The sequence below is a fragment of the Methanocaldococcus lauensis genome (assembly GCF_902827225.1).
Classification (GTDB): domain Archaea; phylum AGJL01; class Methanococci; order Methanococcales; family Methanocaldococcaceae; genus Methanocaldococcus; species Methanocaldococcus lauensis.
The window spans coordinates 840,378-858,308 of record NZ_LR792632.1; the positions used below are offsets into that span (position 1 = coordinate 840,378).

16 protein-coding genes and 1 CRISPR repeat array are annotated in these 17,931 nt (G+C 27.8%); of the genes, 10 read left to right on the forward strand and 6 right to left on the reverse strand.

Translation table 11 applies throughout. The features are described 5' to 3' along the window. Window positions 1-19 precede the first annotated feature (19 nt). The 3 genes from KMP69_RS04670 to KMP69_RS04680 all read right to left on the reverse strand — a co-directional run bounded on the left by KMP69_RS04670 (window position 20) and on the right by KMP69_RS04680 (window position 2,149). Window positions 20-691, reverse strand: a complete 672-nt coding sequence (locus KMP69_RS04670; protein WP_214399316.1) for a hypothetical protein — start codon at window positions 689-691, stop codon at window positions 20-22. A 103-nt stretch (window positions 692-794) separates the two neighbouring features. Next, window positions 795-1,838, reverse strand: coding sequence for a hypothetical protein (locus KMP69_RS04675; protein WP_214399317.1), 1,044 nt, complete (start codon window positions 1,836-1,838; stop codon window positions 795-797). A gap of 119 nt (window positions 1,839-1,957) precedes the next feature. Beyond that, window positions 1,958-2,149, reverse strand: coding sequence for a hypothetical protein (locus tag KMP69_RS04680; protein WP_214399318.1), 192 nt, complete (start codon window positions 2,147-2,149; stop codon window positions 1,958-1,960). Between the two features lie 205 nt (window positions 2,150-2,354). Between KMP69_RS04680 and KMP69_RS04685 the strand changes: the two genes are divergently transcribed. Next, entirely contained in the window at window positions 2,355-4,169 is a 1,815-nt protein-coding gene (locus KMP69_RS04685) for a YgiQ family radical SAM protein (protein ID WP_214399319.1), read from the forward strand. 33 nt (window positions 4,170-4,202) lie between these two features. Beyond that, window positions 4,203-5,564 carry an HD domain-containing protein gene (locus KMP69_RS04690; RefSeq protein WP_214399320.1) on the forward strand — a complete coding sequence of 454 codons (1,362 nt, stop codon included), beginning with the start codon at window positions 4,203-4,205 and terminating at the stop codon, window positions 5,562-5,564. On the opposite strand, the gene KMP69_RS04695 is transcribed toward KMP69_RS04690, so the two are convergent. Beyond that, a complete protein-coding gene (locus KMP69_RS04695; RefSeq protein ID WP_214399321.1) occupies window positions 5,546-6,115 on the reverse strand; it encodes an endonuclease dU in 570 nt (189 codons plus the stop codon). The two genes, KMP69_RS04690 and KMP69_RS04695, sit on opposite strands and share 19 nt — an antisense overlap. A gap of 109 nt (window positions 6,116-6,224) precedes the next feature. On the opposite strand from KMP69_RS04695, the gene KMP69_RS04700 reads away from it, so the two are divergent. Then, window positions 6,225-6,740 carry an NUDIX domain-containing protein gene (locus KMP69_RS04700; protein ID WP_214399322.1) on the forward strand — a complete coding sequence of 172 codons (516 nt, stop codon included), beginning with the start codon at window positions 6,225-6,227 and terminating at the stop codon, window positions 6,738-6,740. Beyond that, entirely contained in the window at window positions 6,733-7,059 is a 327-nt protein-coding gene (locus KMP69_RS04705; RefSeq protein ID WP_214399323.1) for a transcription factor S, read from the forward strand. The genes KMP69_RS04700 and KMP69_RS04705 overlap by 8 nt, the downstream gene beginning before the upstream one ends. A gap of 520 nt (window positions 7,060-7,579) precedes the next feature. Beyond that, a CRISPR array of direct repeats spans window positions 7,580-8,869; the repeat unit is 32 nt; unit sequence GTCTAAAATCAGACCCCTAAGGGGATGGAAAC. 290 nt (window positions 8,870-9,159) lie between these two features. On the opposite strand, the gene KMP69_RS04710 is transcribed toward KMP69_RS04705, so the two are convergent. Further along, a complete protein-coding gene (locus KMP69_RS04710; protein ID WP_214399324.1) occupies window positions 9,160-9,666 on the reverse strand; it encodes a hypothetical protein in 507 nt (168 codons plus the stop codon). Then, window positions 9,645-12,110: a DNA mismatch repair protein MutS gene (mutS, locus tag KMP69_RS04715; RefSeq protein WP_214399325.1), complete on the reverse strand. Its 2,466-nt coding sequence runs from the start codon at window positions 12,108-12,110 to the stop codon at window positions 9,645-9,647. The genes KMP69_RS04710 and mutS overlap by 22 nt, the downstream gene beginning before the upstream one ends. A gap of 297 nt (window positions 12,111-12,407) precedes the next feature. Between mutS and hisS the strand changes: the two genes are divergently transcribed. The 6 genes from hisS to KMP69_RS04745 all read left to right on the forward strand — a co-directional run bounded on the left by hisS (window position 12,408) and on the right by KMP69_RS04745 (window position 17,769). Further along, complete coding sequence (gene hisS, locus KMP69_RS04720) at window positions 12,408-13,661, forward strand: histidine--tRNA ligase (RefSeq protein ID WP_214399326.1); 1,254 nt, start codon at window positions 12,408-12,410, stop codon at window positions 13,659-13,661. A 140-nt stretch (window positions 13,662-13,801) separates the two neighbouring features. Next, entirely contained in the window at window positions 13,802-15,199 is a 1,398-nt protein-coding gene (locus KMP69_RS04725) for a hypothetical protein (protein ID WP_214399327.1), read from the forward strand. A gap of 12 nt (window positions 15,200-15,211) precedes the next feature. Beyond that, window positions 15,212-15,853 (forward strand): hypothetical protein, encoded by a 642-nt coding sequence (locus tag KMP69_RS04730; RefSeq protein WP_250543574.1) that lies wholly within the window; start codon window positions 15,212-15,214, stop codon window positions 15,851-15,853. A 197-nt stretch (window positions 15,854-16,050) separates the two neighbouring features. Further along, window positions 16,051-16,392, forward strand: a complete 342-nt coding sequence (locus KMP69_RS04735; RefSeq protein ID WP_214399328.1) for a hypothetical protein — start codon at window positions 16,051-16,053, stop codon at window positions 16,390-16,392. 10 nt (window positions 16,393-16,402) lie between these two features. Then, entirely contained in the window at window positions 16,403-17,023 is a 621-nt protein-coding gene (locus tag KMP69_RS04740; RefSeq protein WP_214399329.1) for a hypothetical protein, read from the forward strand. Between the two features lie 155 nt (window positions 17,024-17,178). Continuing rightward, window positions 17,179-17,769 carry a hypothetical protein gene (locus tag KMP69_RS04745; RefSeq protein ID WP_214399330.1) on the forward strand — a complete coding sequence of 197 codons (591 nt, stop codon included), beginning with the start codon at window positions 17,179-17,181 and terminating at the stop codon, window positions 17,767-17,769. Window positions 17,770-17,931 lie beyond the last annotated feature (162 nt).

The following is a 17,931-nucleotide window of genomic DNA, read 5'->3' on the forward strand; positions in this document are numbered from 1 at the left end:
TCCTTAATCTTTTATTTTTTTATTTTTTGTTTGGATAAATTATATCCTTTGATACCCCTATAGGAATTGGATGTATCTTTGGATGCATCTTGTTTTTATCTATAATATAGGAATATGGCTCTATGAAATATAACTCTCCTTTTTTTAAATCTTTTTCTGAATATAGGGAAACTTTTTTAGGCAATTGATTCCATATAAGCTCTACATTATACCAAGGTTTTTTCTTATCATTTATTATCTTTATGCATGTTGGAAATGCTTTTAAAATCCCATACATTATTTTGAGAGTATCTTCTTTTATATCAATGTCTTCTGGTATATTTCCTGTGAAATCATGAGTTAATCTATTTCTAATATTTACATGTTCATCTAACAGTTCAAGTATTTCATCATCAATATATTCACAATATATACTTCCATCTTTTTTAAGTAATTTTAAAGATTGAAAAAGGTCTCCAAAAGTAAATTTTTCAAATGGTTTTTTTGTTGATGATATTCTCTCCTCTAATATCTGTTTCCAATCATCACCATATAAATGCTTTGCATTGAATTCAACAACTATTTTTAAATAGTTTTCTAATAAAGTATAGAACTCCCTATAAGCAGTATGTTTAAATTCATCTAAAACTTCCTCTAAGAAGTATAAACAACTATCAAATTTCTCTATAAGTGTTGGAGGTAGTTTTAACATCCAATCGTTTTTCTCGATTGCTAATTGTATTTTAATTTTATTTTCTAAATCTTTAGTTACATCTTCCGATGTTATTCGTTTAATAATTTCTAATTTTATTTTTTCATTGTAGTGATTCTAAGGCTATATTCTTTGAAATATTTTTTTGACTTAATACTATTATACAATCTTTTAAATATTCATAAAATTTATATTTTCTTGTATTTTCCCAATCCGATGAGAGTTTTAAATATTCATTTAACATTTCTAAGGATTTATCAAAATTTCCTTTTGAAATATATAAGTAAAAATTGTACAGCAATTCATCAATAGTAATACTCTGTTTAATTTTAGAAATTAATATATTAGATACCTTTAGCTCATTAATCTTATTAAGTGCTTTTTTAGCATGTTTTAACATATCTAAAGCTTTTTCATAGTTTCTATTTTTTAACTCATACTTTGATTGGTAGTAATATTGTAAATATTCCATAAATAGAGCATCTTGACGGTTACCTGATTTGTAATAATATTCCTTAGCTTTCTTGAGATATTCTATTTTCTTTTTTAATGAATCAGCAAATTTAACTAAATGGTCATACTTTAATCCTAAATAATAGTATTCTTGTTTTTCATCGTTTCTTTTTTTCGCAAATTCAACTGCTTTGTCTATATACTCTTCAAATTTTTCTTTTTCGTATTTATTTTTAATAGCCAGCCATTTATAATAGTTGGTATATTCATCATACGCTATATTTTCATCAATTTCTTTTATAACATCTCCAGATTTTTTATAATATTCAGCTGCATTAGTAAAATCTCTTTCGTTTTCATATTTTCGAGCCATTAAATTATAATATATGTGTTTATTAAATAGTGCTGCATTTTTTAAATCTTTATAACCAAACTTTTTATATAATTCCTCAGCAAGATTATAACATTTTTCTGTGAATTCAATGGCTTTATCAAGATTTCCTTCAAATATTCTATATTTTATAGCTAATAATTTGTAATAATTAAGCATTGTTTCTAAATACTTACGTGCGTCTGAAAAACTTTTATACTTATCCAAAAAGGTTTCTATCTCTTTTATATAGATATCAAGGATTTCCTTATATTTTTCACTATAATTTTTATATTTCTTTAATTCATATCTATATGTCTTCATATACCAAAATAAACAAAACATAGCAGGTTCCTTTATATTCAATTCTAAAAACAGCCCTTCAGCTTTTTTATAATGTTCTCTTGCTCTATCAAAATTATTTGAAAATGAATACTCTTTTGCTATAGTAGAATGGTAATTTGCAAGAGTCCATTTTTATTTTTTTCATCTCTAATTTCATCATATATCTTAGATGATTCTAAAAATAATTCAGCCGCTTTTTTAAAATTTTTATTCTGCATCTCCTTTTTAGCTTCATTTTCTAAATTTATTGCTTTCTTTTTAAGTTCTTTTATATGGGAATAAGAGGTCATTTTACTCTCCTCCCCCATATATTACAATTGTGTGGATTAGAGGTTGGAATATACTAATAAATTTTAAAGTTAAAAATCAATTTACTATATGAAATTTTATAAGCCAGTAAATACCTTAAAAATTCTCAATAATTATATATTAAGTCTATAACTATTTTTATAATAATGTTATGTTAATTATAATCCACAAACGACGTGATATTTTATGTTTTTGCCAACTACTAAAGAAGAGATGGATGAATGGGGATGGGAAGAATTGGATGTTATTATTGTTACTGGAGATGTCTATGTAGACCATTATCTATTTGGAGCTTCTGTTGTTGGGAGATATTTGGTAGAGCATGGTTATAGAGTTGGAATAATATCTCAACCAGATTGGAAAAATTTAGATGATATAAAGAGATTAGGAAAACCAAATTACTTTTTTGCTGTAACTGCTGGGAATTTGGATAGTATGCTTGCCCATTACACACCTCAAAAAAGGTTGAGGGATTTTGACTCAATGTCTAATGAAGGTATAAGAAAGAGGCCAGATAGGGCTACAATTGTTTATACCAATTTAATAAAAAGGGCTTTCAAAGGAGTTCCTATAGCTTTAGGTGGGATTGAAGCTTCTTTAAGACGATTTTCTCACTATGACTATTGGGATAATAAAGTTAGAAAGAGTGTTTTAATTGATGCTAAAGCAGATATTTTGATGTATGGGATGGGAGAAAAAAGTATCTTATCAATAACTAAAGCATTGGAAAATGGAGAGAACATAAAAGATTTGGAAATAAATGGAACTGTAATTAGAGCTAATAAAAAAAAGTTAGATGAGATAAAGGAGAAATATGAAGTTAAAGAACTCCCTTCTCATGAAGAAGTTGTAAATAGTAAAGAAAAATACGCTAAAATGCATAGAAAATTACTGACAATGGATAAAGTTATTTATCAAAAAGTTGGGAATCAATATTTAATTCAATTTCCACCAATATATTTAACTGAAAAGGAAATGGATGAAATATATGAGATGCCGTTTGAGAGAAGGGCTCATCCTTCCTATTCTTATGTTCCTGGCTTAGTTCCAGTTCAGTTTTCAGTTGTAACACATAGAGGATGTTTTGGAGGTTGCTCTTTTTGCTCAATATTACATCATCAAGGTAAGGTTATTCAAAATAGAAGTGAAAAAAGCATCTTAAAGGAAATTAGAAAGCTGTTAAATCATGAATATTTTAAAGGAGTTATTCAAGATATTGGAGCTCCAACAGCAAATATGTATAGAATGGGATGTAAAAAGGAAATAGCCCATAAATGTCCAAAAAATTGCCTCTATCCTAAACCGTGTGAAAATTTAATAATTAATCACAAACCTCTAATTAAACTCTATAGAAAAATTAGGGATATTGTTGGAGATGATACTAAAGTTTATGTCAGAAGTGGAGTTAGATATGATTTAATACTGTATGATGAAAAATATGGGGAAGAATACATAAAAGAGCTCTCTAAATATCATGTCTCTGGAAGATTAAAAGTAGCTCCTGAGCATATTTCTAAAAAAGTTTGTAAAGCCATACAAAAACCTGACGGAATGTTATTTAAAAAATTTTTAGAGAAATATAGAACAATAGCTGAAAAAGTTAATGGCATAAAAGAAGTTTTGCCATATTGGCTTATTGCCCATCCAAACTGCTCTATTAAAGAGATGATTGAGTTAGCAGAATTCATCCATAAAAATAACTGCTATTCAAGGCAAGTGCAAGTTTTCACCCCAACACCTATGACATTATCAACTACGATGTATCACACTGGCATAAATCCAATAACTAACGAGAAAGTTTATGTTCCATACACCTATAAAGAGAAAAAGATTCAAAAAGCCATCTGTTTATATAGAGAGGAAGAAAATTGGAAAAAGGCATTAGAAGGCTTTAAAATGGTTGGATATAAAGGAGTTATTTATAAATGGATTATAGAGCAAATGGAAAAGAGAAAAAAGCAGAAAAAGATAAAAATAAAAAGAATAAAAATGAAAAATTAAAAACAATAACAATAAATAAAAATCTGGGAGAAGATGAAAGTTATTAGAGATTCCATCCATAAAGACATATATTTGGATGAAAATGAATTAAAGATTGTTGATAGTGAGGAATTTCAGAGATTGAGAAACATAAAACAAACAGGTTTAACACACTTAGTTTATCCGTCAGCAAATCATACAAGATTTGAGCATTCTTTAGGAACTATGTTTATTGCATCAAAGATAGCAGAGAAAATTAATGCAGATATTGAACTTACAAGAGTTTCAGCATTATTACACGATATTGGGCATCCTCCATTTTCTCACACATTGGAAATTTGTGGCTACAACCATGAACATATTACAAGAGAAAAACTTAAACATATGGATTTAGGAAACTTTTCAAAAAAAGACATTATTAAAACTTTAAAAAGGAAAAATTTAGAAGGAAAGATAATTTCTGGAGAAGTTGATGCTGATAGAATGGATTATTTGCTAAGAGATAGTTATCATACAGGAACTGCCTACGGAATGATAGATTTACCAAGAATTTTAAGAAGTATAACAACCTTTGAAAGTTTTGGAAGTCCAAAAATTGGCATATTGATGAAGGGAATTCAAGCAATTGAATCTTTGTTAGTTGCAAGACATCAAATGTATTCTGCTGTTTATATGCATCCAACAGTTAGAATAGCAGATACAATGTTAAAAAGAGCTGTTATTGGAGAAATTCACAAAAAGAATTTAAATTTAAAGGATTTATCTAAAATGGATGACATTGATTTGGTATCATTTTTAAGAAACTCTGAAAACTACTTAATGAATAGAATAGACAAAAGAAATTTATACAAAAATATTATAACCTACAGTTATTTTGACTTAAAACCAATAGAAAGATGGATTTTTGTTAATTTAGGAGAAAAAGAGATATTATCATTAGAGGAAAAACTTTATGAAGAATTTGGATGCGATTTATTTATTGACATATATCCAATACCTAAAATGGAGGAACACAATGTTTATGTAATATCTGATAAGGGAGTTAATAGATTAGACGAAGTTTCTCCATTAGCTCAAAGCTTAAAACCATCCGAAATTAGACTGTGGAATATCTCTATTTACACTCCAAAAGAAAAAATTAAAGAACTTAAAGAGAACAATATAAAGGATAGAATAAATAAAATCTTAAAAGAATTGGATATGAAGATTGAGAGTAAGTTAATAGATATTTTAAAAGAATATGGGTCAATTAAAGGTAAAGGAAGATTTTTAGAGCTTGCAAAAGAAAAAGGTATGTCACCAAAAGAATTTTACAATGAACTACATAAGTTAATATTCTGTGGATTAATAAGAGAAAAATTCAACAGAAGAAAATACATTTACTGTCTAAATAAAAATTATTCTAAGTTTTTATAATTTATTTTTTTCAACTCTAAGAATCCTCTACCAATTATATGGGATATTCTCAAACATTCTGGAATCTTACTTTTGAGCCGTGTCTTTTTAATAATATTTTTAACAAAATCTCTATTAGTTCCAACATACTGAACATAAATATTATCCAATTTTTCAGGCTCTGGAAAACTTTTTATGAGATTTATTCTTTCATCTGCATCGTCAAAGTATTTTTTAAGGGCTGAAAATATTTTCTTCTTATTTGGATACTTATCAATAACTACAATAACTGGCTTTTTAGTTTTATTATAAATTTCCCAGAGATTTGCTATGTTAAAGCCACCAAAAGTAATTCCAGATAAAAAAATTGCCTTTATTTTATTATAATGTTTTCCTTTTGTAATATCTATTATTTTATCTGTGACATCCATTCCATCCTTTTTAAACTCTCTAAAATAGACACCATCAATTATTTTATTTCCCCTCATAAAAGTGCCTATCAATATACAAATTTTATCTGTTCTATTAAATGGAGCATCATCAAATCCAATAACTTCTATCTCATCCTTCATAAATACCACAAATTTTAAATAGAACTATATGTATGTTAAAAATTTTTATTGTGATTTCTCAATATAAAAGTTTGGACTTTTTATAGTTTTTAATAATTAATGTGAGAGTATGAACAAAAATAAAAAATGCTTCTGTATATCTGGAAAAATAATTGGTTTAAATTTATTTGGTAAAAGATTTTCTAAAAAAATTATAAAAAAGAGGGATTTAAAAAAATACAATTTATATCTTCATCCAAGTGTAGCAGTCGATGGAATTGTTGAAAAAGACAATAAAATTTTATTAATAAAAAGAAAGAATAATCCATTTAAGAATTGTTTTGCTTTACCAGGAGGATTTGTTGAATGTGGAGAAACCGTTGAAAATGCCGTTGTTAGAGAAGTTTATGAAGAGACTGGTTTAATAACAAAAGTAAAAAGTTTATTGGGAGTTTATTCCTCTCCAGATAGAGACCCAAGAGGGCATGTAATATCAATAGTGTTCATCTTAGACATTGTTGAAGGCGAATTAAATGCTGGAGATGATGCAAAAGAGGCATTATTTTTTGATATATATAACCTACCAAAATTGGCTTTTGACCATAAAAAAATAATTGAAGATTATTTGAGGTGGAAGAATGGTTAAGTTTTGTCCAAAGTGTAATAACCTAATGTTACCAAAAGATGGAAAATTAAAATGTGTTGTCTGTGGTTATGAGGAAGAAACTACTGAAAATAGCAGTAAAGAATATGAATATAAAGAACACTTAGAGAGTAAAAAAGTAGAAATTACGGTTATTGAGGGAGAAGGTTTAGAAACATTACCAACTACAAGAATTGAATGTCCAAAATGTGGGCACAATGAGGCATATTGGTGGCTACAACAGACAAGATGTGCCGATGAACCAGAAACAAGATTCTACAAGTGTAAAAAATGTGGTCATACTTGGAGAGAGTATGATTAACCATAGAGGGGGCTTTGCCCCCTATTGGTATACCCCCGAATATTTGCCTTTTTTGTTTAATTTTGGGTATCCCAATAGGGCGAAGCCCTATGGTTTGGGATACTCCCTATGCATTGCTTCCTAAAGGAAGCAATGTCTCTTTTTTATAATCTGTCTTCCCTCGCTAAAAATTTTTATTTTTTTATTTAGTTGATTTTAATTTAATATTTTTAAATTTTAGGGGATTTTATTAAATTTCGGAGGGTCTTCTATTTTGATTAATTTGAATAATTAAGTTTATTAAATTATCGCGATTTTTAAGATAGTTTGGTTATTTGTTTTTATCTATAATTTTCCCCGATAAATAAGTTAATAATAAAAATTTAAAGAATTTTTAAGCAAATAAATAAAAATAGAAAAGTTTATATATAAGTTCGGAGGTATATAAATAACAAGGGTTACTGACCCTCCAAACTATAACCCCCCAACAAAGAAGCATAATAAAGTAATTTTAGTCCTTAATCTCAAAAAATTATGCCCTGTCTAAAATCAGACCCCTAAGGGGATGGAAACATTTCTTTAATATTCTCTGACACTCGTAAAACATATCCCGTTGGTCTAAAATCAGACCCCTAAGGGGATGGAAACACACTTCGACAATTGCCGCACCCATTTACATCACCTAAGTCTAAAATCAGACCCCTAAGGGGATGGAAACCAAGAAATTCTTTTAAATCTTCTAAAACATCATTATAGTCGTCTAAAATCAGACCCCTAAGGGGATGGAAACATTCTTGCTATAATGTTGCTTTTCTTTCTTTCTTTTTTGTCTAAAATCAGACCCCTAAGGGGATGGAAACTTGATAATAAAGTTTTTAAATGACCTTAAACGGTTTTGTCTAAAATCAGACCCCTAAGGGGATGGAAACTTATTTCGTATGCTACACATAAGGCAATCAATCCGTTTATATTACAATCCTCGTCTAAAATCAGACCCCTAAGGGGATGGAAACAAAAGTTATCATCAAAGAATTGGAAAAAATATTAGACAAGTCTAAAATCAGACCCCTAAGGGGATGGAAACTATTTATGTTTTAAAACGAGTGCTACAACATAACCGTGTCTAAAATCAGACCCCTAAGGGGATGGAAACTTTTGTTTTCATACGGAATCGGTCTGATTTTAAAAGTCTAAAATCAGACCCCTAAGGGGATGGAAACATAGAAACTGCAAAAGAAATAACCGAAAAAGGGCTTTGTCTAAAATCAGACCCCTAAGGGGATGGAAACATCATTCTAAATTTTGTTTTATTATATTTTGCTAAGTTGTCTAAAATCAGACCCCTAAGGGGATGGAAACTTCTTTAACAATCCTCTTGGCAACAGTTATATGCTTTTCCCCTTTGTCTAAAATCAGACCCCTAAGGGGATGGAAACAGTATTAGAAATATTAAAAATGCAATTACATTGAAAATTATCCTAGTCTAAAATCAGACCCCTAAGGGGATGGAAACTAATTTACTTAATTTTTCCTGACTAATTAACCATTTTCTAGTCTAAAATCAGACCCCTAAGGGGATGGAAACAATACTGGTTCAACTGTTTTATAACTGCCCATATATTCGTCTAAAATCAGACCCCTAAGGGGATGGAAATTATATAATGTGTAATCATAAACACTCCTATCAAGTAGTCTAAAATCAGACCCCTAAGGGGAAAATAATATTAAATTAAGAGGCATTGCTGAGCGTTAGCGAAGCAATGCATCCCGGGTATCCCAATAGGGCGGAGCCCTATGGGTTTAAAAATCAGACCCCTAAGGGGATGGAAACACATCTTCTTTAGTATTTCAACATTTTTTAATTATCCTATCTAACATCTAATTATTTAAATACTTGCATACTTCTAAAAATATTACTTAACCTTGACAAAATCTAATTTTTGTATTACTAAATAAGAAAAATATCTAAAATTTCATACTATTATATTATAAACTTATTAAATTTATTGATTTTGTAATAAAAACTAAAATTTTTACTTATTTATTATTACTCATTTCCAAAAAATCCTAAAACCATATATTATTTTTTAATACTAAAATTAAAAATTATATTAAATAAAACTATAACTTTTTCAGCTCAAAATTGTCTAAAACAAATATCTCAAAGTTATACTTTTTTGCCTTACTGATTATTTTATCATCTGAATCTAACAAACAGAATATTATTCTAATATTCCTATTTGTTGCTATTGGAAGATTTTTTAATTTATCTAAAACTTTTGCAATTTTATCCATTTTTCTTAAAGCCCTTTTATTGTTAGTTTCTATTTCAGCAATAATTAACTCATTATAATTTATAATAACTAAATCAGGTCTAAAACCTAAATTAGATATTTTAGTTCCAGAGGATTCAATATATTGACTACCTTGAAACATTTCCAATAACTTTTCCCTCATATAGTTGTGATAAAAACCTTCTGAGCCAATCTTATCTCCATAAACAGCAATTTTTAAATTTTCTATTGCCTTTTCTATTGCTTTATTTTTCAACTCTTTATTTATCTCATTAAGTTCATCTATAATCTTTAATATCCTATCTTTAACTTTTAGAGTTTCATCTCTTTGCATTTTTTCACAATTTTATCTAACTCTATCAATGCCTGTATTGGAGTTAAGTTGTTAGTATTTATATTAGCAATTTCTTTCAATAAACTTTTTACACTGCCATTCATTTCTTTATTTAAATTTTCATAAACTTCATATGCTCTATCAACAACTTCCTTAGGTAAAACTAATTCAGCAATCTTTATACCATAACTTTCTTTACTAACTCCTCTCCTAATCTTTCTATCAAACTCTAAAGTTTCTCCCTCTATAATTCTAAAATGATAATTCTTAACTCCTTCTAAGATACTTTCAAGTTCTGCCAGTTCATGATAGTGAGTAGCAAATAATGTTTTAGCCCCTATTTTGTGTATGTATTCAACAATAGCCCACGCTAAGCTTGTTCCATCTTTACTTCCAGTACTCTTCCCAACTTCATCCAATAGAATTAAACTTTTACTTGTTGCATTTTTTAGTATTTGCCCTACTTCTGCAATTTCAACCATAAAACTACTATAACCCCTTGTAATATCATCTACTGTTCCAATTCTTGTGAATATTCTATCTACAACTCCAATGACAGCATATTTCGCTGGAATAAAGCAACCAATTTGAGCCATTATAGTTATTAAGGCAGTCATTCTCAAATATGTTGATTTACCTGCCATATTAGGACCAGTTATTAATATAATTCTACTATCTTTAGTTAATGTAACATCGTTTGGGACAAATTTAGTATTAAGTTCAACAGTTGGATGCCGCCCATCTTTAATAATTATGTCATAACCGTTATTTACCTTAGGTTTAGTATAATTATACAATACAGAAACCTCAGCAAATGTTGCCAATACATCTAACTCTGCTATTTTTAAAGCCACTTCTCTGATTTCATCAATTCTTTCGGCAATTTTATCTCTAATTTTTATAAAGAGTTCATACTCTAAATTTTTTATTTTTTCATCGCACGCCAAAATTTTATCTTCTATTGATTCCAATTCCTCTATTGTATATCTTTCAACATTTGATAGAGTTTGCTTTCTCTTATAATGTTTTGGAACTAACCTAATTTTTGACTTTGGAATCTCTATATAGTAGCCAATTACTGAGTTATAGCCAACTTTTAATTTCTCTATTCCAGTATTTTTCCTTTCTCTCTCTTCAATCTCTTTAATAAACTTTTCGTGATTTTCTTTAAGTTCTCTCAACTCATCTAACTCTTCACAAAATCCATCTTTAATTATTCCTCCATCCTTTATACTTAAAGGAGGATTTTCAACAATAGCATTATCTATAAGTTCTACAACATCATTTAATGTTTTTAATTCTTCAACTATTTTACTAAGTTTTTGAGAAGTAAAGTTAAAGTTTTTTATTTCTTCAACTGACTTTAAAGAATCTTTTAAAGCAACTAAATCCTTTGGCGTGGCTTTTTTATACTCTACTCTACTAACTATCCTCTCAAGGTCATAAACCTCTTTTAAAATCTCCCTAAGATTCTGCCTTAAAAAACTTTTTTCATAAAGTTCTTCAACTGCCTCTAATCTCTTGTCTATTTCATCAACATTTATTAAAGGTCTCTGAATCCATCTTTTTAACAATCTACTACCCATAGATGTTACTGTTTTATCTAAAACTTCAATTAAAGAACCTCTTCTACTACCATCAATTAAATTTTTGAAAATTTCAAGATTTTTTAAAGTTGTTGAATCTAAGATCATATACTCCTTACTGATATACTTTTGTAATCTCAATTTAATGTCTTTTACCAATAATGACTCAATAACATACTTTAAGGCGGAACCACACGCAAATATTGACTCTTTCTCTATATCAACATCATTTAAGTTTGTTATGCACTCTTTAAGAAGGTTAATACATTCCTCCTTATCATAATAATCAGAAGATAGTGGATGAACTACTGGAATGTTTTTCTTAATCTCCTCTATATTCTCAAAGTCTTTTGGAATTATACATTCAACAGGGGTGAATTTTAAAATTTCAGCAATAACTTCATCAAAGGTATCTACGGTTGTAGTTAAAAACTCTCCAGTAGATACATCTATCAAGGCAATTCCATACTTGCAACCTTTATATATAGACATTAAATAGTTGTTCTCTTTAGACAATAATTCTTCCTCAATTAAAGTTCCAGGAGTTATTACTCTAACAACCTCTCTTTTAACTAAACCTTTAGCCTTTGAAGGGTCTTCAACCTGCTCACATATTGCCACCTTATAACCTCTCTCAATCAACCTCTTTATATAGGGGAATACAGCGTGATGAGGCACTCCAGCCATTGGATGCTTTTTATCTCTTGATGTCAATACAATACCAAGCTCTTTTGAGGCAATTTTAGCATCTTCATTGAATAATTCATAAAAATCTCCAACTCTGAAAAACAGTAAGGCATCTTTGTATCTCTCTTTAATTCTATAATACTGTCTCATCATAGGAGTTAGATTTGCCATAATCATCACTTCATTATAATTTATTTAAAGTAAAAACAAAAATCAAATATTTTAAATCCATTTAAATCTATAATTCTGTAAATTTTAAAACAACTATAAATTACTCAAAATTTTTCTTTAAATTCAAAACAAAAATAATTTTTAATTTATTGTTTTCAATTCAATGGCTTTGTCTTTGTAAATTAAAAATAATCGACTTAATAGTTACACTTCTGAAACCATTGTAAAGGTTTATTAATAACCACTTTATTTATTTTAGTGTTAAAAGTTATATATAATCTTAATGGGTTGATAGGCATGTTTCAAAAACCAAGAGGAACAAGAGATTTTACACCAGAGGAGATGAAAAAAAGGAGATACATTGAGAATAAGTTAAGAGAAGTTTTTGAAAAGTATGGATATTTGGAGATATTAACTCCAACCTTTGAAAGTTTTGAGTTAATTGCTAAAAAAACTGGGGAAGAGATTAGAAAGCAGTTATATGTGTTTAAAGATCACGGCGGTAGAGAGATGGCTTTAAGACCAGAGATGACATCTCCAGTAGTGAGATTCTACATAAATGAGTTGAAAATATTACAAAAACCTTTAAGATTGTATTATTTTGCTAACTGCTTTAGATATGAAAGACCACAGGCTGGGAGATTTAGAGAGTTTTGGCAAATGGGTTGCGAGTTAATTGGCTGTAAAGAGCCATTAGCAGATGCTGAAGTTTTAAATTTAGCGATGGACGGTTTAATAAATATTGGTTTAGATTTTGATGTGCATATAGGACACTTAGGAGTTTTGAAGGGAGTTTTAGAAAAGTTTAATATTAGTGAAGAAGAGGAAATTAAAATTAGGAGATTGATAGACAAAGAGGATTATGAAAATTTAGAAAATTATTTAACTCAGATTTTAGATGAGGAAAAAAAAGATTTAATATTTGAAATACTAAAATTTAAAGGAGGTAAAGAAATTTTAGAAGAATTAAAAGAGATTTTAAAAGATTTCCCAAAATCCATTGAGGCAATAAACAACTTGGAAGAGATTTTAGAGTTTGTTATTTATGATAAATATACTATAAACTTTGGAATTGCGAGAGGTTTAGATTACTATACTGGGATGGTGTTTGAAATTTATGGAAAAAAAGGAGCTAAGCAAATATGTGGTGGAGGTAGATATGACAATTTAATAGAGACATTTGGAGGAGAGCCCACACCAGCAGTTGGATTTGCGTATGGATTTGATAGAATTATGATGAACATTGACGATTTAAATATTGAAGAGGAGAGAATCTTAATAATTCCAATAAAAAAAGATAAGGAATTAATTAAAAAATCTTTAATTATCGCAGATAAATTAAGGAAATCTGGAAAAATTGTAGAATTTGAAATTATGGGGAGAAAATTAAAGAAAGCGTTAAATTATGCGAATGTAAGAGGATTTAAAAAAGTAATTATTGTTGGAGAGAAAGAGCTCAATGAAAATAAAGTAACTTTAAAGGATATGGTTACTGGAGAGCAGAAATTAGTTGATATTGATGAATTAACTAATTTAATAAAAACTAAGTAAAAAGATAAGCAAAATATACTTATTTAAGAAATCTTTAATTTTTAAACTTTTTTATTTATTTTAAATCGAAATATATTTTAATATTTTTAATTTTTATTAATTATTATATTACATTATTAATCTTGTGAGGTGAATCAAGTATGTTAAAGAAGTGTCTCACAATTCTATTGGCTATTCTTCTATTAGCAACTCCGGTTAATGCATTCTTTTCTTTCGATTTTTCAATATCTCAAAGTAGAGCAGTTGCAGGAGCAACAGTTGCAGCTGAATCGATAGCAGATGCAATGATTAGCAACTATATAGAGGAGAACCATCCAGAATATTCAGATGCCTATACTGCTGTTTCTTTGATATTTGACCCGACTGGAAAGGTAATAGGTAAGTTATCCACAAAAGGAGTGAAATATGCTGAAAAACTATACAAATATCTAAAGAAAGCTGATAATGGTAAAGGAATTATAAATCCAGATATTGCTAATAAAATATTTGATAAGAATTTAATTGAAGAGTTAGCAAAGAAAGAGAATAAAAGATATAGTCCAAAGACAGTAGCAAAAAATACAGTTAAATTGTTGGAAGAAGGTGTAGAGCCAGAGAATATAAACAAGTTGTTTAAAGATGCAGTTAAAAATGATAAAAAACTCGGTTGGATTGATAATAGAATATCTAAACTCAAAGATAAAGGAGTAGATATAGATACAATAAACAATATCATCAAAAACAGTGATAAACCAAATGATGCCCTTAAAAAGGCAGTAGATGAAACTAATAAGTTATCTAAAATGGGTATTAGTAAGAATAACATAAATAAATTAACTAAAAATATCAATAATGTAGATGATTTAACTAAAATAAGAAAAATTATTGGAGATTTGAAAAGAAGAAAAATAAGTAAGGAATCTACAAATAAACTAATAGAAAATGGTTATGGTTTAGAAAAAACAAAGGAGATTGTTAAAGAGTTAAGAAATAAAGGAGTTCCAGCGAGAGTTATAGATGATTTAATGAGGAAAGGATACTCTTTAAAAGAACTATCTGCATTACAATATCTTGAAGGAAAAATTGATTTCAAAGATATTAAAAAACTTGCAAGTATAAAAAATCCTGATAATCCAAGTCAGTATGTGTTGCAGAACGCATTAAGAGAGATTAATAAGCAGAAGAATGATGTAAATAACATTAATTCCATAGCATTTGAACTAAAAACAGCGGCAAGATTAAAAGATAAAGGAGAGAATGTTATTAAATTTTCCATGGATCATAATAGGGAAGAAATAGATGTATTAACTGATAAGGCAGTGTATGAATGTAAGAATATAAAACCGAATAAAAAAATATATGAAGATGATGTAAAAAAATGGGAAAATCAATTAAACAGAAAAATTAAAGCTACAGGTAAACCAGGAATACTTGCATTTCCAAAACATGCTGAAACCACTATAAAAAATGCTAAAGAACTATTTAAAAAGTATGGTATAGAAAAAATTGCATTTGTTTCAGATAATGATATAATTATAAAAAATATAGATGAATTATAAAGCAAAATTTGGATGATAACCATGTCTTCAGACCTTTCTATTATTTTTTATACAAAAGAGAATCCTAAAAAATATGAAGAAGTACTTAATAATTATGAAAAAGAAATAAATGAAAAATTACCTAATATTGTTACAGTTTTGGGAATACGTACCATACTTGATAAAATAGTTGTAGACAAAATATTTGGAGAAGAATACTATACTATTAAAATTATAACAGACTATAATCCCTATTGCTCTTATTTCTATGAAGATGAATATCCAGTAGAAAAAGCAAAACAAATAGCAAAACAAAACACTCAAATACTTATAGATACAGTTAAAAAAGTTATAAAACTTATTCAGCCAGAATTTGGATATGGTGGTATTGATGGCACAATAGATGATTATGAAATAAAGTTAGATAAAAATAAAAAGAAGTATAAAAACCCAGAAGAATTCTTATCAGATATAACTGACAATTTCACAAAACTACCTTGGTTATTTGTATATAAAGAAGATTTAGGCATAAAAATTCCAGAGAAAGTAAAATGGGCTAATACTCTAATTGATATTTCAAAAAAACCACAATTAATTGAAAAAATAGGAAAGTGTTATTTATATATACTTAATACTAACTCAGTATCTCCTGCAGAGGGTGAAGGTTGGTTATAAATCTTTAAAATCTTAATTCTATTTTTTCTAACAAACAAATCACATTTTTTGATTAATCTATTTTTTTAAAATCAAAGGAGTTATTAAAGAAAACATTAAGCTCTTAAATAAGGATGACTTAGAAAAGATATCTAAAATCAATATAAAAAATCCTAAAAAGTATTTCAACGAATGAAAAAGCTACAACATTCTTCCCTATGGGTCAGACTGTAAATGGAAAGAAATTACCTAAGATTATAGATGATGCTGATGAGTTGAAAGAGATTATTAAAAAAGCTATAAAAGAAAATGAAAATAAATTCTTTGAAGATAAAAATGACAATCTAAAAATTAAATATAATCACACAAAAAATGGTAAAATAATTGAAATTGTATTAATGTTTCAAAAAGATGAAAAAACTGGAGCATATAAATTAATGACCATGTATCCGGAAAAAGGGGAAGGAGTGTATATGTATGCTCCAAAAAAGCCAAATGAAAAATGGAAAACATGGAAAAGAAATGATAATGGGGAATTAGTTGAAACATGGACTAATTAAAGGTGGTAGTATGAAATTAATAGAGTTAATCTACGATAAAGAGAAATATAGGGAAAAAATAAAAAAGAATATAGTTTCAGAAATCGAAACAATATTTAAAGTTAATGGAATGTTGTTGGGAGGAGGCTGTCTAAAATCTGAAGGAGGGATTTATGGAGATGATTGTGATTTATATGGATTCTTTCAAGATATCCTAAAGGGTTTAGCATTCTTATTAGATGAAGGAAAACATACTCGAAGGTCTTATTACAGGAAAGATGTTGAACATATTGTAGGATGGAATAGATTTAAGGTGAAAAATTTTGACTTGGCTTACGGTACTAGTTTATTTTTTCGATACAATGATTATATCTTCGAACTCGATAAAGATAAAGATGAATTAATAATCCATTACCGTAACGAACCTCTGTCATATACGGACTGTGAGGAGTATAAAGGTAAAGAAAGAGGTATAGTTAGAGTTCCTTTAAAAGATTTCACTAAAGAAATCGTTAAGTTAGCAGATGATTATATTAAATTTATGAGAAACTCAGAGATTGAAGAGGGGTATGATTTTTACATAGACGATTTACAAGAATATTTAAATGATGTTAAAAAATACTACAAAGAAAGATATGGAGAAGAGCTATAATAATATAAATAACAACATATTTAAACTCATAAGATAAATGACAGGTTAGAAGTAGAAAATATCCAACAGATTATAAATGGCTCTGAGAATTACTGTAGGATGGTTTAAATATAATGAAAAATCTGGCAAATGGGAAAGAATAAGGTGAATTATCTATGAAAATCGAATTAATATATAATAAAGAAAAATATCTAAAAAATCCTGACAAAATTGATACATTATTTAAAATTGGCAATAATATACTTGGTGGTATTGTAAAGGTTGAAGAAGGTAAAATCGAAGGTGATGACTGTAATTTATATGGGTTTTTCCAAGATATTTTAATTGGTATAGCATATTTACTTAGTTTTGGGAAAAGTGATAAATATATGTCTATATCTAAAGAAGAAATAAAAGAAATTGCGAAAATATATGGATTTCCTATAAAAAATATTGATATGGCATATACTTCTTCTTTATCTTTTCCTTTTAATAAATATATTTTTGAATTTAATAAAAATAGTGATGAGATGATAATTTATTATTATAATGATATGTATATATATGATAACCATTTGGGAAAAAAAGGAATTATCAAAATTCCTATGAAGGAGTTCGTGAAAAATATAATTAAATTAGCTGAAGATTATATAAATTTTATTAAAAAACATAATAATATATGGAAAGAATATGAAATTAATTTTCTTGAGGATAGATTAAGAGATGCCAAAAAATATTATAAAGAGCGTTACGGTGAAGAACTGTAAATAGATTTTTCTTTTTTTATTTTTAATTAGAATATTAATTTATATATTTAAATAAACTGATAGAAAACGGTTATGATATAACTAAAATTCTCTGAAGACTTTAAAACTATAACTAATTCTAACCACGAATTAATGAAAAAATTAGTAAAATTTAAAAGATAT

Bases quoted from the DNA above. Each gene is read 5' to 3' on its own strand.
- KMP69_RS04670 (WP_214399316.1), bottom strand. From the start codon at position 691: ATGTTAAAACTACCTCCAACACTTATAGAGAAATTTGATAGTTGTTTA.
- KMP69_RS04675 (WP_214399317.1), bottom strand. From the start codon at position 1,838: ATGAAGACATATAGATATGAATTAAAGAAATATAAAAATTATAGTGAA.
- KMP69_RS04680 (WP_214399318.1), bottom strand. From the start codon at position 2,149: ATGACCTCTTATTCCCATATAAAAGAACTTAAAAAGAAAGCAATAAAT.
- KMP69_RS04685 (WP_214399319.1), top strand. From the start codon at position 2,355: ATGTTTTTGCCAACTACTAAAGAAGAGATGGATGAATGGGGATGGGAA.
- KMP69_RS04690 (WP_214399320.1), top strand. From the start codon at position 4,203: ATGAAAGTTATTAGAGATTCCATCCATAAAGACATATATTTGGATGAA.
- KMP69_RS04695 (WP_214399321.1), bottom strand. From the start codon at position 6,115: ATGAAGGATGAGATAGAAGTTATTGGATTTGATGATGCTCCATTTAAT.
- KMP69_RS04700 (WP_214399322.1), top strand. From the start codon at position 6,225: ATGAACAAAAATAAAAAATGCTTCTGTATATCTGGAAAAATAATTGGT.
- KMP69_RS04705 (WP_214399323.1), top strand. From the start codon at position 6,733: ATGGTTAAGTTTTGTCCAAAGTGTAATAACCTAATGTTACCAAAAGAT.
- KMP69_RS04710 (WP_214399324.1), bottom strand. From the start codon at position 9,666: ATGCAAAGAGATGAAACTCTAAAAGTTAAAGATAGGATATTAAAGATT.
- mutS (WP_214399325.1), bottom strand. From the start codon at position 12,110: ATGGCAAATCTAACTCCTATGATGAGACAGTATTATAGAATTAAAGAG.
- hisS (WP_214399326.1), top strand. From the start codon at position 12,408: ATGTTTCAAAAACCAAGAGGAACAAGAGATTTTACACCAGAGGAGATG.
- KMP69_RS04725 (WP_214399327.1), top strand. From the start codon at position 13,802: ATGTTAAAGAAGTGTCTCACAATTCTATTGGCTATTCTTCTATTAGCA.
- KMP69_RS04730 (WP_250543574.1), top strand. From the start codon at position 15,212: ATGATAACCATGTCTTCAGACCTTTCTATTATTTTTTATACAAAAGAG.
- KMP69_RS04735 (WP_214399328.1), top strand. From the start codon at position 16,051: ATGGGTCAGACTGTAAATGGAAAGAAATTACCTAAGATTATAGATGAT.
- KMP69_RS04740 (WP_214399329.1), top strand. From the start codon at position 16,403: ATGAAATTAATAGAGTTAATCTACGATAAAGAGAAATATAGGGAAAAA.
- KMP69_RS04745 (WP_214399330.1), top strand. From the start codon at position 17,179: ATGAAAATCGAATTAATATATAATAAAGAAAAATATCTAAAAAATCCT.